The organism is Marinobacter sp. THAF197a (assembly GCF_009363275.1).
Lineage (GTDB): Bacteria > Pseudomonadota > Gammaproteobacteria > Pseudomonadales > Oleiphilaceae > Marinobacter.
Window position 1 is genome coordinate 579,831 of the sequence record NZ_CP045324.1, and the last position, 16,567, is coordinate 596,397.

At 55.5% G+C, this 16,567-nt stretch carries 12 protein-coding genes; all 12 read left to right on the top strand.

The features are described from left to right. The first annotated feature begins 1 nt into the window (after position 1). The 12 genes from nusG (at position 2) to rpsJ (ending at position 16,531) form a co-directional block, all read left to right on the top strand. Positions 2–535, top strand: a complete 534-nt coding sequence (gene nusG / locus FIV08_RS02640) for a transcription termination/antitermination protein NusG (RefSeq protein ID WP_058092381.1) — start codon at positions 2–4, stop codon at positions 533–535. 119 nt (positions 536–654) lie between these two features. Further along, positions 655–1,086: a 50S ribosomal protein L11 gene (rplK, locus tag FIV08_RS02645; RefSeq protein ID WP_058092380.1), complete on the top strand. Its 432-nt coding sequence runs from the start codon at positions 655–657 to the stop codon at positions 1,084–1,086. Between the two features lies 1 nt (position 1,087). Then, positions 1,088–1,786: a 50S ribosomal protein L1 gene (gene rplA / locus FIV08_RS02650; RefSeq protein WP_152437262.1), complete on the top strand. Its 699-nt coding sequence runs from the start codon at positions 1,088–1,090 to the stop codon at positions 1,784–1,786. Between the two features lie 212 nt (positions 1,787–1,998). After that, a complete protein-coding gene (rplJ, locus tag FIV08_RS02655) occupies positions 1,999–2,529 on the top strand; it encodes a 50S ribosomal protein L10 (protein WP_061333835.1) in 531 nt (176 codons plus the stop codon). Between the two features lie 39 nt (positions 2,530–2,568). Then, positions 2,569–2,943 carry a 50S ribosomal protein L7/L12 gene (gene rplL / locus FIV08_RS02660; protein WP_061333837.1) on the top strand — a complete coding sequence of 125 codons (375 nt, stop codon included), beginning with the start codon at positions 2,569–2,571 and terminating at the stop codon, positions 2,941–2,943. Positions 2,944–3,185: 242 nt separating this feature from the next. Then, positions 3,186–7,262 (top strand): DNA-directed RNA polymerase subunit beta, encoded by a 4,077-nt coding sequence (rpoB, locus tag FIV08_RS02665; protein ID WP_061333843.1) that lies wholly within the window; start codon positions 3,186–3,188, stop codon positions 7,260–7,262. 76 nt (positions 7,263–7,338) lie between these two features. After that, positions 7,339–11,553: a DNA-directed RNA polymerase subunit beta' gene (gene rpoC / locus FIV08_RS02670; protein ID WP_058092376.1), complete on the top strand. Its 4,215-nt coding sequence runs from the start codon at positions 7,339–7,341 to the stop codon at positions 11,551–11,553. 165 nt (positions 11,554–11,718) lie between these two features. Next, positions 11,719–12,093, top strand: coding sequence for a 30S ribosomal protein S12 (rpsL, locus tag FIV08_RS02675; RefSeq protein ID WP_012139854.1), 375 nt, complete (start codon positions 11,719–11,721; stop codon positions 12,091–12,093). A 113-nt stretch (positions 12,094–12,206) separates the two neighbouring features. Beyond that, positions 12,207–12,677: a 30S ribosomal protein S7 gene (gene rpsG, locus FIV08_RS02680; protein ID WP_011784243.1), complete on the top strand. Its 471-nt coding sequence runs from the start codon at positions 12,207–12,209 to the stop codon at positions 12,675–12,677. Positions 12,678–12,695: 18 nt separating this feature from the next. After that, positions 12,696–14,801 carry an elongation factor G gene (gene fusA / locus FIV08_RS02685; RefSeq protein ID WP_152437263.1) on the top strand — a complete coding sequence of 702 codons (2,106 nt, stop codon included), beginning with the start codon at positions 12,696–12,698 and terminating at the stop codon, positions 14,799–14,801. 35 nt (positions 14,802–14,836) lie between these two features. Then, the gene (tuf, locus tag FIV08_RS02690) at positions 14,837–16,033 is read left to right on the top strand and encodes an elongation factor Tu (RefSeq protein ID WP_068351550.1); all 1,197 of its coding nucleotides are present in this window, start codon (positions 14,837–14,839) and stop codon (positions 16,031–16,033) included. 186 nt (positions 16,034–16,219) lie between these two features. After that, complete coding sequence (gene rpsJ, locus FIV08_RS02695) at positions 16,220–16,531, top strand: 30S ribosomal protein S10 (RefSeq protein WP_004580743.1); 312 nt, start codon at positions 16,220–16,222, stop codon at positions 16,529–16,531. The last annotated feature ends 36 nt before the right edge of the window (positions 16,532–16,567 follow it).

The following is a 16,567-nucleotide window of genomic DNA, read 5'->3' on the forward strand; positions in this document are numbered from 1 at the left end:
AATGGCTAAGCGCTGGTACGTCGTTCATGCGTATTCTGGCTTTGAGAAGCATGTAATGCGCACTCTTAAAGAGCGTGTAGCGCTCGAGCAGATGGAAGACAAGTTCGGCGAAATCCTGGTTCCGACTGAAGAAGTGGTCGAAATGCGGGACGGGAAGAAGCGCAAGAGTGAGCGCAAGTTTTATCCCGGCTACGTATTGGTCCAGATGGAAATGGACGACGCCTCGTGGCATCTTGTCAAGAATACACCTCGGGTACTGGGCTTTATTGGCGGTACCAAAGACAAGCCGGCTCCGATTACTGAGCGTGAGGCTGAGGCTATTCTGCGTCGGGTTGAAAGCGGTGCAGACAAGCCCAAGCCCAAGACGCTGTTCGAGCCAGGTGAAATTGTTCGCGTTGTTGAAGGTCCGTTTGCAGACTTCAACGGTGTGGTAGAAGAAGTCGACTACGAGAAGAGTCGAGTGAAGGTTGCCGTTCTTATCTTTGGCCGTTCTACTCCGGTTGAGCTGGAGTTTGGGCAGGTCGAAAAAGACTGATGGCAGCTTTGAAAATTGAAAGCTCGCGCGCTACGGCGACGCGGGCTTTTTGTGTCTGCTTAAAGCAGTTGTGAAAAACCGGGGAGCCGAAAGGCGTTCGAACCCACAGGAGATCTATCATGGCAAAGAAGATTGAAGCCTATATCAAGCTTCAGGTTGCTGCCGGTCAGGCCAACCCGAGTCCCCCCGTTGGTCCTGCGCTGGGTCAGCGTGGTGTTAACATCATGGAATTCTGTAAGGCGTTCAACGCCAAGACTCAGGGCATGGAACCTGGTCTGCCTATTCCGACCGTTATCACCGTTTACAGTGATCGCAGCTTCACATTCATCACCAAGACCCCGCCTGCGCCGGTCCTGCTGAAGAAGGCCGCTGGCATCAAGAGTGGCTCTGGTCGTCCGAACACTGACAAAGTGGGTACGGTTACCCGTGCTCAGCTGGAAGAAATCGCCAAGACCAAAGAGCCGGACATGACTGCTGCCGATATGGAAGCAGCCGTTCGCACCATCGCTGGTACTGCCCGCAGCATGGGCCTGAACGTGGAGGGTCTGTAAGATGGCTAAGCTGAGCAAGCGTCAAAAGCTGATTCGTGAAAAAGTCGACTCCACCCGCGCCTACTCTGTAGACGAAGCGGTTGCGCTGCTGGCCGAACTGGGCCAGAACGTGAAGTTCAAAGAGTCTGTAGACGTAGCGGTTAACCTGGGTGTTGATGCACGTAAATCCGACCAGGTTGTGCGTAGCAGCACTGTTCTGCCTCACGGCACCGGTAAATCCGTGCGTGTGGCTGTGTTCACCCAGGGTGCCAATGCCGAGAAAGCGACCGCGGCCGGTGCCGACATCGTAGGCATGGACGACCTGGCTGATGAAGTCAAGAAAGGCAACATGGACTTCGACGTGGTTATCGCCACTCCGGATGCCATGCGTGTTGTTGGTCAGCTGGGCCAGATCCTCGGTCCCCGTGGCCTGATGCCGAACCCGAAGGTTGGCACCGTAACCGCTGATGTTGAGACAGCGGTTAAGAACGCCAAAGCGGGTCAGGTTCGTTACCGTACTGACAAAAACGGCATTATCCACGCTCCGCTGGGTAACGTTGAATTCTCTGCCCAGAACATCAAGGAAAACCTTGAAGCTCTGGTGGCAGATCTGAAAAAGGCCAAGCCTGCATCGTCCAAGGGTGTGTATCTGAAAAAGATCACCATCTCTTCTACGATGGGTCCTGGCCTGACTATTGATCAGGGTGCTCTGAGTCTCTGATTGGTAGTTACTTTGTAGTCTGGGCGGAAGCCAAGGCTGTCAAAGACCGCAGGCCCCCGAAGCCCTTGGTAACAAGGGCTGCAAGGGTTAAAGCAACGCCTGCGCAGACGGTGTGAAGACGTTCTCTCTGAACCCAAACACCGTTAGGCGTCCTCGTTGAGGACAATGATGGGTTTGCCGGCATAACGCTGGCGAAATCGAGGAGAAATCCAGTGGCAATTAGACTCGAAGACAAGAAGGCGATCGTCGCTGAAGTCAACGAGACTGCTGGAGCTGCTCTGTCTGTGGTTTTGGCTGACTACCGTGGTGTCACCTCCGGTGACATGACTGCCCTTCGTGCCAAAGCTCGTGCCGAGAATGTTCGTCTGAAGGTTGTTCGTAACAACCTGGCGAAGATTGCTATCAAAGGTACTGAGTTTGAGTGCATCGATCCGGCGCTGGTTGGTCCGACCATTCTGGCTTTCTCTATGGAAGATCCGGGTGCCGCTGCGCGCCTGCTGAAGGATTTTGCCAAAGAGAAAGAGGCGTTTGAGATCAAGGGTCTGGCTGTCGGCGGTGAGCTGATGGGCGCAGAACAGATCGATCGCCTGGCCACGCTGCCGACGCTGCACGAAGCGTTGACCAAGCTGGCTATTGTTACACAGGCACCAGTTACCAAGCTTGCACGTACCCTGAACGATATTCCGGGCAGGATCACACGTGTTGTAGCTGCAGTCCGCGACCAGAAGCAAGACGCTGCTTGATTCTGTTGAACACCATTTTTTACATTTTCGGAGAAAGTCATGGCTCTGTCTAAAGACGATATTTTGAATGCAATTGCTGAAATGAGCGTAATGGAAGTTGTTGAGCTCGTTGAAGCTATGGAAGAGAAGTTCAATGTTTCTGCTGCCGCTGCTGTTGCCGCTGCACCTGCTGCTGCCGCTGGTGGCGAAGCTGCTGAAGAGCAGACCGAGTTCGACGTAGTTCTGACTGGCGCTGGCGAGAAGAAAGTCAACGTCATCAAGGCCGTTCGTGAGCTGACTGGTCTGGGTCTGAAAGAAGCCAAGGAAATGGTTGACGGCGCTCCTTCTACTGTTAAGGAAGGCGCTAGCAAGGACGAGGCTGAAGAAGCCAAGAAGAAGCTTGAGGAAGCAGGCGCTTCTGTTGAGCTCAAGTAATAGTCGGCTGTTGATCGACACCGTGCGTTAAGCATGGATGGGCTGGTGGCTCTGTGCCACCGGCCTTTTTCTGTTGTATATGCTATAGAGTCTGGTGTGCTTTTACGGGTTAATGTCAGATCTATAACCTACAGCCAGAGTCTTGTTCAAGACGGCGCGATAAGCCGAGCAATTCGGCCCCGAAGCAGAACATTTGATTGCTTCTTGATACCAGGTATCAGGTCTAAAGCTGGGGAATGCAGATGACTTACTCCTACACTGAGAAAAAGCGGATTCGCAAAGATTTTAGTAAATTGCCTTCCGTGATGGACGTCCCCTATTTGCTGTCTATTCAGCTGGATTCGTTCCGGGACTTCCTGCAAATGGAAGCCGCTCCTGAAGACCGCCGGGAAACCGGTCTTCACGCAGCGTTCAAATCCGTATTCCCGATTGTCAGTTACTCTGGCAACGCCGCGCTCGAGTATGTGAGCTATCGAATCGGCGAGCCAGTGTTCGACGTCAAGGAATGTCAGCTCAGGGGCGTTACTTACGCCGCGCCGCTGCGGGTGAAAGTCCGCTTGATCATTTATGACAAGGAATCGTCCAACAAGGCGATCAAGGACATCAAAGAGCAAGAAGTCTACATGGGCGAGATGCCCCTGATGACTGAAAACGGTACCTTCGTGGTCAACGGTACCGAGCGTGTTATTGTTTCCCAGCTGCACCGTTCGCCTGGCGTCTTCTTTGATCACGACAAAGGCAAGACCCACTCCTCCGGCAAGCTGTTGTATTCGGCCCGAGTGATTCCTTACCGTGGTTCCTGGCTTGACTTCGAATTCGATCCGAAGGACTCCGTGTTCGTTCGTATCGACCGTCGTCGTAAGCTACCTGCGTCAATCCTCCTGCGCGCTCTGGGTTACACCTCTGAGCAGATGCTCGACATGTTCTTCGAAACCAGTAAGTTTGCTCTGGGTGAAGAAGTCTGCAAGCTTGAGTTGGTGCCCAGCCGGCTGCGTGGTGACATTGCGACCTTTGACATCAAGGATAAGGAAGGCAACGTCATTGCTGAAGAAGGCCGTCGTATTACGGCGCGTCACATCAAGCAGTTGGAAAAGGCCGGCATTACCGAGCTGGAAGTTCCCACTGAATACCTGTACGGCCGTGTTCTTGCCAAGGACATGATCGATCAGTCTACCGGCGAAGTGCTGGTGGAATGTAACACCGAGCTGACCGAAGAAGTCATCACCAAGATTCTTGGGGCTGGTGTTAAGGATATTGAAACGCTGTACACCAACGATCTGGATTGTGGTCCGTTCATGTCTGATACCCTGCGTATCGACCCGACCCGAACTCCGTTGGAAGCGTTGGTTGAAATCTACCGGATGATGCGCCCGGGCGAGCCGCCCACCAAGGAATCAGCGGAGAACCTGTTCAACAACCTGTTCTTCTCCGAGGAGCGCTACGACCTGTCCGGTGTTGGCCGGATGAAGCTCAACCGTCGCCTTGGTCGTGACGAGAGCACCGGTGAAGGCACGCTGACCCACGACGATATCATCGACGTGCTGAAAACCCTGATTGCCATTCGTAACGGCCAGGGCCAGGTGGATGATATTGACAACCTGGGCAACCGTCGGGTTCGCTGTGTTGGTGAGATGGCTGAAAACCAGTTCCGGGTAGGCCTGGTACGGGTTGAGCGCGCGGTTCGAGAGCGTCTGAGTCTGGCGGAAAGCGAAGGCCTGATGCCGCAGGACCTGATCAACGCCAAGCCTGTTGCGGCCGCAGTCAAGGAGTTCTTTGGTTCCAGTCAGCTGTCACAGTTTATGGACCAGAACAACCCGCTGTCTGAGGTGACTCACAAGCGTCGTATCTCTGCGTTGGGTCCGGGCGGTCTGACCCGTGAGCGTGCCGGCTTTGAGGTTCGGGACGTTCACCCGACCCATTACGGCCGTGTGTGTCCTATCGAGACTCCGGAAGGCCCGAACATCGGTCTGATCAACTCGCTGGCAACCTATGCCCGTGCCAACTCCTACGGCTTCCTGGAAAGTCCGTACCGGAGAGTCGTCGACGGCGTGGTGACCGATGAGCTGGTGTATCTGTCTGCGATTGAAGAGAGCAACTATGTGATCGCTCAGGCCAGTGCTGCTACCGACGATGGTAAGCGCCTGACCGACGAGCTGGTTACCGTGCGTCACCAGAATGAATTTACCGTCGCTCCGCCGGAAGCGGTTAACTTCATGGACGTATCTCCGCGCCAGGTTGTATCGGTGGCGGCGTCTCTGATCCCGTTCCTTGAGCACGACGATGCTAACCGGGCCCTGATGGGTGCGAACATGCAACGTCAGGCGGTTCCGACGCTGAAATCACAGGTTCCGCTGGTCGGCACCGGTGTAGAACGCACCGTTGCCCAGGATTCCGGCGTGTGCGTAACCGCCCGTCGTGGCGGTGTGATTGAAAGCGTGGATGCTGCCCGTATCGTGGTGCGGGTAAACAACGAAGAAACCGAGGCCGGTGATGCAGGTGTGGATATCTACAACCTCACCAAGTACACCCGCTCTAACCAGAACACCTGTATCAACCAGCGCTCCATCGTGCGTCAGGGCGATGTGATTGCCCGCGGCGACGTGCTGGCAGATGGTCCCTCAGTGGATCTGGGTGAGCTGGCGCTGGGCCAGAACATGCGCATCGCGTTCATGCCCTGGAACGGTTACAACTTCGAGGACTCCATCCTGATCTCCGAAAAGGTGGTTCAGGAAGACCGGCTGACCACGATCCACATTCAGGAACTGACCTGTGTGGCCCGTGACACCAAGCTGGGTAGTGAAGAAATCACTGCGGATATTCCGAACGTCGGTGAAAGCGCGCTGTCCAAGCTGGATGAGTCCGGTATTGTCTACATCGGTGCGGAAGTTGGCCCGGGCGACATTCTGGTGGGTAAGGTCACGCCGAAAGGTGAGACCCAGCTGACACCGGAAGAGAAGCTGCTGCGTGCGATCTTTGGTGAAAAGGCCTCTGACGTTAAAGATACCTCTCAGCGTGTTCCGACCGGCACCCGCGGAACGGTTATCGATGTTCAGGTGTTCACCCGTGACGGTATCGAAAAAGATGCCCGTGCTCAGTCCATCGAGAAAGAGCAGCTCGATCAGTACCGTAAGGATCTGAAAGACGAGTACCGCATTGTCGAAGGCGCTACCTATGAGCGTCTGACTGCCGCACTCAACGGCCAGGAAGTGATCAGTGGCCCGGGTCTGAAGAAGGGTGCCAAGCTTGATGAAGCCTATCTGGCCGATCTGCCGCGTCCGGACTGGTTCAAGCTGCGCATGAAAGACGAAGCTCTGAACGAACTGCTGGAGAAATCCGAGCAGGGTCTGGAAGATCGCAAGAAAGAGCACGAAGCGCGCTTCGACGACAAGAAAGGCAAGCTGCAGCAGGGCGATGACCTTGCTCCGGGCGTGCTGAAAATCGTCAAGGTTTACCTGGCCATCAAGCGTCGTATCCAGCCGGGTGACAAGATGGCCGGCCGTCACGGTAACAAGGGTGTTATCTCTGCGGTAATGCCGATCGAGGATATGCCTTACGACGAAAACGGCACCACCGTTGATATCGTGCTAAACCCGCTGGGTGTTCCTTCGCGGATGAACGTTGGTCAGGTTCTGGAAACCCACCTGGGCGCAGCCGCCAAGGGGCTGGGTGAAAAGATCAGCCGGATGCTGGAAGAGCAGCGTAAAGTGGCTGAACTGCGCAAGCTGCTGGATGAGATCTACAACCACTCAGACGAAGTGACCAAGGTTGATCTCGACAGCCTGAGCGACAAGGAAATCCTGGAGCTGTGCGGTAACCTGCGTGACGGTGTTCCGATGGCAACGCCGGTCTTCGACGGTGCCAAGGAAGCCGAGGTCAAGCGTATGCTTGAGCTGGCCGACATGGATACCAGTGGTCAGGTCAAGCTGTACGACGGCCGCACCGGTGATGCATTTGACCGTCCGGTGACTGTGGGCTACATGTACATGCTCAAGCTCAACCACTTGATCGATGACAAGATGCACGCTCGTTCCACCGGCTCCTACAGCCTGGTAACCCAGCAGCCGCTGGGTGGTAAGGCTCAGTTCGGTGGTCAGCGTTTCGGTGAGATGGAAGTCTGGGCGCTGGAGGCATATGGTGCCGCCTATACCCTGCAGGAAATGCTTACCGTCAAATCTGATGACGTCAACGGTCGGACCAAGATGTACAAGAACATTGTCGATGGTGATCATCGTATGGAGCCGGGCATGCCCGAATCCTTCAACGTTCTCGTCAAGGAAATCCGCTCGTTGGGTATCGACATCGAGCTGGAATCCGAGTGAGCCGAATTGTTTTTGGCAGCGTGAGCGGGCACCTCGTGTGCCCGCCCGAGATTAACGCCATCCGGAGCTTTTACTGATGAAAGATTTGCTGAATCTTCTCAAGAGCCAGAATCAGAGCAAGGAATTCGACGCCATCCGTATCGGACTGGCTTCGCCTGACATGATTCGTTCCTGGTCTTTTGGCGAAGTAAAAAAGCCTGAGACCATTAACTACCGTACCTTCAAGCCGGAGCGTGACGGTCTTTTCTGTGCCAAGATTTTCGGCCCGATCAAAGACTACGAGTGCTTGTGCGGAAAATACAAGCGTCTGAAGCATCGCGGCGTTATCTGTGAAAAGTGCGGTGTTGAAGTCGCACTGGCCAGCGTGCGTCGTGAGCGTATGGGCCATATCGAGCTGGCCAGCCCGGTCGCTCACATCTGGTTCCTGAAGTCATTGCCGTCCCGTATTGGCCTGATGCTGGACATGACCCTGCGCGATATCGAGCGGGTTCTGTACTTCGAATCCTTCATCGTGATCGATCCGGGTATGACCACCCTGGAGAAGGGCCAGCTGCTGAATGACGAGCAGTACTATGAGGCCCTCGAAGAATTCGGTGACGAGTTCGACGCCCGTATGGGTGCCGAGGCCATCAAAGAGTTGCTCGAAGCTATCGATCTGCAAGCGGAAGTTGACGCCCTGCGGGAAGAGATCCCCCAGACCAACTCCGAGACCAAGATCAAGAAATTCAGCAAGCGCCTGAAAATTCTCGAGGCGTTCCTGTACTCCGGTAACAAGCCGGGCGACATGGTGATGACCGTTCTGCCGGTTCTGCCGCCGGATCTGCGCCCGCTGGTTCCGCTGGACGGTGGCCGTTTTGCCACTTCCGACCTGAACGATCTGTACCGTCGGGTCATTAACCGGAACAACCGTCTCAAGCGCCTGCTGGAACTGAACGCTCCGGATATCATCGTGCGCAACGAGAAGCGTATGCTGCAGGAGGCGGTTGATGCCCTGCTGGATAACGGTCGTCGTGGTCGTGCCATCACTGGCACCAACAAGCGTCCGCTGAAGTCCCTGGCTGACATGATCAAGGGTAAGCAGGGTCGTTTCCGTCAGAACCTGCTGGGTAAGCGAGTCGACTACTCTGGCCGTTCCGTCATCGTGGTGGGTCCGTACCTGCGTCTGCACCAGTGCGGTCTGCCCAAAAAGATGGCCCTGGAGCTGTTCAAGCCGTTCATTTTCTCCAAGCTTGAGCATCGTGGCCTGGCGACCACCATCAAGGCCGCCAAGAAAATGGTCGAGCGCGAGGAAGGCGTGGTCTGGGATATCCTGGACGAAGTCATCCGCGAGCACCCGATCCTGCTGAACCGTGCGCCCACCCTGCACCGTCTGGGCATCCAGGCGTTCGAGCCGGTTCTGATCGAAGGTAAAGCGATCCAGCTGCACCCGCTGGTGTGTGCGGCTTACAACGCCGACTTCGACGGTGACCAGATGGCGGTACACGTACCGCTGACCCTGGAAGCCCAGCTTGAAGCCCGTGCGTTGATGATGTCCACCAACAACGTTCTGTCGCCCGCGAACGGTGAGCCGATCATCGTACCGTCCCAGGACGTGGTATTGGGCCTGTATTACATGACTCGTGAGCGCCACGCTGCCCTGGGTGAAGGCATGGTGTTTGCTGATGTCAAAGAAGCCCATCGTGCCTATGGTGCCGGCAAGGTTGACCTGCAGGCGAAGGTCAAGGTGCGGGTTAAGGAAGTGGCCTATGCCGAAGATGGCAGCAAGTCCGAAGCCTACCGTGTGGTTGATACCACCGTTGGCCGTGCTTTGTTGTTTGATATCGTTCCTGACGGCCTGCCGTTTGAGATCGTCAACCGTCCTATGGTCAAGAAGGCGATTTCTAACCTGATCAACACCTGTTATCGGGACGCCGGCCTGAAAGATACTGTCATCTTTGCTGACCAACTGATGTACATGGGTTACCACTATGCAACCCGTTCCGGTATCTCTATCGGCTTCAACGACTTCGAGATTCCGCCGGAGAAGTATGAGCTGGTTGATGCCGCGTCTGACGAAGTAAAAGACATCGAGAACCAGTACGCATCCGGTCTGCTGACCCAGGGTGAGAAGTACAACAAGGTGATCGATATCTGGTCCCGCGCCAACGATAAAGTGTCCAAGGCGATGATGGAGCGTCTGTCCAAAGAGCAGGTTATTGGTCCTGACGGCCAGCCTGTGAAGGGTGAAGACGGCGAAGACCTGATGCAGGAATCCTTCAACTCCGTCTACATGATGGCCGATTCCGGTGCGCGGGGTTCCGCAGCCCAGATTCGTCAGTTGTCCGGTATGCGTGGTCTGATGGCCAAGCCGGATGGCTCCATCATCGAAACGCCGATTACCGCGAACTTCCGTGAAGGTCTGAACGTACTCCAGTACTTCATCTCCACCCACGGTGCTCGTAAAGGTCTGGCGGATACCGCACTGAAGACCGCGAACTCCGGTTACCTGACCCGTCGTCTGGTTGACGTGTCCCAGGACCTGGTGGTGACCGAGGAAGACTGCGGTACCGATGAAGGTCTGCTGATGACGCCGCACATCGAAGGCGGCGACGTTGTTGTGCCGCTGGGTGATCGCGTTCTGGGTCGTGTGACGGCCCGTGACGTATTCACCCCAACCGACAAGGACAACGCTGTTGTTCCGGCCGGCACATTGCTGGACGAGAAAACCGTCGAGATGGTCGAGCGCGCCGGTGTGGATGAGATCTGGGTTCGCTCTGCGATCACCTGTGAGACTCGCCACGGCATCTGCTCCAAGTGTTACGGCCGCGATCTCGCCCGTGGTCATCGGGTTAACGTGGGTGAGGCCGTCGGTGTTATCGCTGCCCAGTCCATCGGTGAGCCTGGCACCCAGCTGACCATGCGGACCTTCCACATTGGTGGTGCGGCCAGCCGGGCCTCCGCCGTGGATAACATTCAGGTCAAGCATGGCGGCACGGTACGCCTGCACAACCTGAAGTCCATCGAGAAGACCGATGGCTCCCTGGTTGTGGTGTCCCGTTCTTCCGCTCTGGCGATTGCCGACGAGCAGGGTCGTGAGCGCGAGTGGTACAAACTGCCTTACGGTGCCGTTCTGTCTGTGAAGAACGGTGACGTGGTTGAGGCCGGCGTTGTAGTTGCCAAGTGGGATCCGCACACGCACCCGATCATCGCCGAAGCGAAAGGCACGGCCAAGTTTGTCAACATGGAAGAGGGCATTACTGTCCGCACCCAGGCTGACGAGCTGACCGGTCTGTCCACCATGGAAGTGATTGACCCGAAAGAGCGTCCTGCGGCTGGTAAGGACATTCGTCCGGCCATCCAGCTGATTGACGATGCGGGTGAAGAAGTAGAACTGCCAGGCGGTGGTACCGCGATCTTCTTCCTGCCGGCTAACGCGCTGGTGACCATGGCTAATGGCGCGAAGATCGAGCTGGGTGACGTAGTTGCCCGTATTCCGCAGGAAAGCTCGAAGACCCGTGACATCACCGGTGGTCTGCCGCGGGTTGCCGACCTGTTCGAGGCGCGTCGCCCGAAAGAGTCTGCCATCCTGGCGGAAATCAGTGGCGTGGTGTCGTTCGGTAAAGAGACCAAAGGCAAGAAGCGCCTGGTCATCACGCCGAAAGATGACGATGCCTATGAGGTTCTGATTCCGAAGCATCGCCAGCTCAACGTTTTCGAAGGTGAAACGGTTGAGAAGGGTGAGGTGATTTCCGACGGTCCGTCCAACCCGCACGACATCTTGCGTCTGCTGGGTGTGGTCGAGCTGGCCAAGTACATCACCAACGAAATCCAGGACGTGTACCGCCTGCAGGGTGTTGTCATCAACGATAAACACATCGAGGTTATCGTTCGGCAGATGCTGCGCAAGGTGGAAATTACCGATCCGGGTGATACCACCCTGCTGTCTGGCGACCAGGTGGAAATCACTCAGGTACTGGAAGAGAACGAAAAGGCCAATCAGGCGGACAAAGAGCCGGCCAGATTCGAGCGTCTGCTGCTTGGCATTACCAAGGCATCGCTGGCCACCGAATCGTTCATTTCTGCGGCCTCGTTCCAGGAAACCACACGGGTCCTCACCGAAGGTGCGGTGACCGGTAAGCGTGACTTCCTGCGTGGCCTGAAAGAAAACGTTGTGGTTGGCCGGTTGATTCCGGCGGGTACCGGTCTGGCTTACCACAGCGAACGTCGTCGCAAGCGTGACCTGGAAGAGCAGGGCGTGACCGCGGCAGATGTTGAAGAAGCTCTGAGCGCGGAGCTCAACCGAGAAGGTTGATTGCCGGCGTGCCATTCTCGGGGTAGTTACTTATCCCGAGGGTGGTTAAAAAGAGAACAGTCATCTTGACTGAGTCGGGGCGCAGGCTTACACTTGCGTCCCTTAAATTTTACCCCCTGCACAGGGGGTAAGTTTCATTGGTATGGTTTTTTGGAGTTTGCTTACATGGCAACGATTAATCAGTTGGTGCGTAAGCCTCGTAAGCGCAAGGTAGCCAAGAGCGACGTTCCTGCTCTCCAGGCTTGTCCTCAGCGCCGTGGTGTGTGCACTCGTGTGTACACCACAACGCCGAAGAAGCCGAACTCAGCACTTCGTAAAGTGTGCCGTGTTCGTCTGACCAACGGCTTCGAGGTTTCCTCTTACATTGGTGGTGAAGGTCACAACCTTCAGGAGCACAGTGTTGTGCTGATCCGTGGCGGTCGAGTAAAAGACCTTCCGGGTGTGCGCTATCACACTGTTCGCGGTACTTTGGATACCCAAGGTGTTCAGAACCGTAAGCAGGGCCGCTCCAAGTACGGTGCAAAACGACCCAAGTCCTGATGTCCCGAGCGGGTGTCTTTTATCGTTGCTTGTAAGAACGGTAAGAGTAAGGCTGAGTAGCATTTGGCTATCTCAGGGGTTCCTGAAGACCTTTTAGATATAAGGGCTTATCGATGCCTAGAAGAAGAGTTGCAGCAAAGCGGGAAATCATTCCCGATCCTAAATTCGGCAGTGCACGTCTTGCCAAGTTCATCAACCATGTGATGGAAAGCGGTAAGAAGTCGGTTGCAGAGCGCATTGTTTACGGTGCTCTGGATATCGTTGCCGAGAAATCTAAAGAAGAGCCGATCGAAATGTTCGAGAAGGCCCTGGAGAACATCCAGCCGATGGTTGAGGTTAAGTCCCGTCGTGTGGGTGGTGCTACTTACCAGGTGCCGGTAGAAGTTCGGCCTTCCCGTCAGAACGCGTTGGCGATGCGCTGGCTCGTTGAATATTCCCGGAAGCGCGGTGAGAAGAGCATGGCGCAGCGTCTGGCTGGCGAAATTCTTGATGCGGCCGATAGCAAGGGTGCCGCAGTGAAGAAGCGCGAAGACGTGCATCGCATGGCAGAAGCCAACAAGGCATTCTCTCACTTCCGTTTCTAACAAGCCGAGGTTTATATCGTGGCACGCAAGACTCCTATCAAACGTTACAGAAACATTGGTATCTGTGCGCATGTGGATGCGGGCAAGACTACTACCACCGAACGTATTCTCTATTACACCGGTCGTAGTCACAAGATGGGTGAGACCCATGACGGCGCTTCCACTACAGACTGGATGGAGCAGGAGCAGGAGCGTGGTATCACCATCACGTCTGCCGCTGTTACAACCTTCTGGCAGGGTATGGACAAGCAGTATCCCGAGCACCGTATCAACATCATCGACACCCCGGGGCACGTTGACTTCACCATCGAAGTAGAGCGGTCCCTGCGTGTTCTTGATGGTGCTGTGGTTGTGTTCTGTGGTTCCTCCGGTGTTGAGCCGCAGTCCGAGACTGTATGGCGCCAAGCCAACAAGTATGAAGTTCCCCGCATGGTGTTCGTCAACAAGATGGACCGTGCAGGCGCCAACTTCATGCGCGTTGTTGAGCAGATTCGTAACCGTCTGGGTGCTATCACTGTGCCCATCCAGCTGCCGATCGGCGCCGAAGACGATTTCGAGGGTATCGTGGATCTGCTTCGCATGAAGGCAATCTACTGGAATGAAGCTGATCAGGGTATGACCTACGAGCTTCGCGATATTCCTGAGTCCATGGTTGCTGAGGCTGAGAAAGCGCGCGAGCAGATGATCGAAGCCGCCGCTGAAGCCAACGAAGAGTTCATGGAGAAATACCTCGAAGGCGAAGAGCTGACCTACGAAGAAATCAAGCAGGGTCTGCGTACTCGTACCATCGCTAACGAAATCGTTCTGGCTACCTGCGGTTCTGCGTTCAAGAACAAAGGCGTGCAGGCGGTGCTGGATGCGGTCATCGAATTCCTGCCGGCCCCGGATGAGGTTAAAGCCATCCGCGGTGAGGTGGATGACGAGGGTACCGAGGAAACCCGTCCGGTTGACGACGATGCTCCGTTCGCCGCTCTGGCGTTCAAGATCGCGACCGATCCGTTCGTGGGTACGCTGACGTTCTTCCGGGTTTACTCCGGTAAGCTTGAGTCCGGTAACGCGGTATTCAATTCCGTGAAGGGCAAGAAAGAGCGTGTGGGCCGTATGGTTCAGATGCACGCCAATGACCGTGAAGAGATCAAGGAAGTTCTGGCGGGCGACATCGCAGCTGCGATCGGCCTGAAGAACGTGACCACGGGTGACACCCTGTGTGACGAGAACAACAAAATTGTTCTTGAGCGCATGGAGTTCCCGGAGCCGGTTATCTCCGTTGCGGTTGAGCCGAAGTCAAAAGCCGACCAGGAAAAGATGGGTGTTGCTCTGGGTAAACTGGCCCAGGAAGATCCGTCATTCCGTGTTCGCACCGACGAAGAGTCTGGCCAGACCATCATCTCCGGTATGGGTGAGCTACACCTCGACATTATCGTTGACCGTATGCGTCGCGAGTTCAAGGTAGAAGCGAATATCGGTAAGCCGCAGGTTGCTTACCGTGAGTGCATCCGCAAGCCGGTTGACGTTGAAGGCAAGTTTGTTCGTCAGTCTGGTGGTCGTGGTCAGTACGGTCACGTAAAAGTGAAGTTGGAGCCGCTGCCGTTGGATGTGGAAGATGGCGAGAACTTCATCTTTGTGAACGAGATCGTTGGTGGTGTGGTTCCCAAGGAATACATCCCGGCTGTTCAGCAGGGTATCGAAGAGCAGATGCAGAACGGCTGTCTGGCCGGCTATCCGCTGCTGGGTATCAAAGCGACGCTGTACGATGGTTCCTACCACGACGTTGACTCCAACGAGATGGCGTTCAAAATCGCTGGTTCCATGGCGATGAAGAAAGGCGCCCTCGAAGCGAATCCTGCCCTTCTTGAGCCGATCATGAAGGTTGAGGTTGTTACCCCTGAAGATTACATGGGTGACGTAGTTGGCGACCTGAACCGTCGTCGCGGCCTTGTGCAGGGTATGGATGAAGGCCCCGCGGGCAAGGTCATCCGTGCTGAAGTTCCGTTGTCGGAGATGTTCGGTTACGCCACCGACCTGCGTTCTGCAACACAGGGTCGGGCGTCTTATGCGATGGAGTTCTCCCGCTATATGGAAGCTCCTTCGAACATTGCCGAAGCGATCATTAAAAAGGGTTGATCCCCAGGACTTAAGAAACAGGAAGAGGTGTAACCGTGTCTAAAGCAAAGTTTGAGCGTAACAAGCCGCACGTAAACGTGGGCACCATTGGTCACGTTGACCATGGTAAGACCACTCTGACAGCCGCCCTGACTCGTGTATGTCACGAAGTATGGGGTACGGGTGAGAGCCGTGCTTTCGATCAGATCGATAACGCACCGGAAGAGCGTGCGCGTGGTATCACCATCGCGACCTCTCACGTTGAGTACGATTCTCCGACCCGTCACTACGCACACGTAGACTGCCCGGGCCACGCGGATTATGTGAAGAACATGATCACCGGTGCTGCCCAGATGGACGGCGCTATCCTGGTCTGCTCCGCTGCTGACGGCCCCATGCCGCAGACTCGTGAGCACATCCTGCTGTCCCGTCAGGTTGGTGTACCGTTCATCGTTGTGTTCCTGAACAAAGCGGACATGGTAGACGATGAAGAGCTGCTTGAGCTGGTAGAGATGGAAGTTCGTGACCTGCTGAGCCAGTACGACTTCCCGGGTGACGACACTCCGATCATCACCGGTTCTGCGCTGATGGCGCTGGAAGGTAAAGATGACAACGAGATGGGTACTACCGCTGTCAAGAAGCTGGTAGAAGCCCTGGATGACTACATCCCTGAGCCGGAGCGTGCGATTGATCAGCCGTTCCTGATGCCGATCGAGGACGTATTCTCCATCTCTGGTCGTGGTACCGTTGTTACCGGTCGTGTAGAGCGTGGCATCATCAAGGTAGGTGACGAAGTGGAAATCGTGGGTATCCGCGACACCACCAAGACCACCTGTACTGGTGTTGAGATGTTCCGCAAGCTGCTGGACGAAGGCCGTGCCGGTGAGAACGTAGGTGTTCTGCTGCGTGGTACCAAGCGTGACGACGTTGAGCGTGGTCAGGTTCTGTGTGTACCGGGCTCCATCAAGCCGCACACCAAGTTCGAGTGTGAAGTGTACGTACTGTCCAAAGAAGAAGGTGGTCGTCATACTCCGTTCTTCAAGGGCTACCGTCCGCAGTTCTACTTCCGGACTACTGATGTAACCGGTTCTTGTGAACTGCCGGAAGGCGTTGAAATGGTAATGCCGGGTGACAACGTTAAAATGACTGTTACCCTGATCGCTCCGATCGCCATGGAAGATGGTCTGCGCTTCGCGATTCGTGAAGGCGGCCGTACCGTTGGTGCCGGCGTGGTCTCCAAGATCATCGAGTAATCTGCTCGTTTGATCAGGAAAAAGGGGCTGACTGGTTCAGCCCCTTTTTCTGTTTAAGTCGCAAAGTCTGCCTGACCTCCGTCAATATCAATGATGTTGACAGGGTTGGGTATTATGCATACAATGCGGCTCCTTTTTTTGAAGGTCGGCTAACTAGTAGCTGCTACGAGTGGAGTTTGGTGCATCATGCAAAGCCAAAAGATTCGAATCCGGTTGAAGGCGTTTGATTATCGCCTGATCGACCAGTCCACGCAGGAGATCGTCGATACCGCCAAGCGGACCGGCGCTCAGGTGCGTGGTCCTATTCCTCTGCCGACGCGCAAGGAAAAGTACACGGTATTGATCTCTCCGCACGTCAATAAAGACGCGCGTGATCAGTATGAAATTCGTACCCACAAGCGTTTGCTCGACATTGTTGAGCCGACGGAGAAGACAGTGGATGCTCTGATGAAGCTGGACCTGGCAGCAGGTGTAGACGTTCAGATCAGCCTCGGCTAATACCGCCCGGTATTAGTCTGTGTAACTGTCACAGGC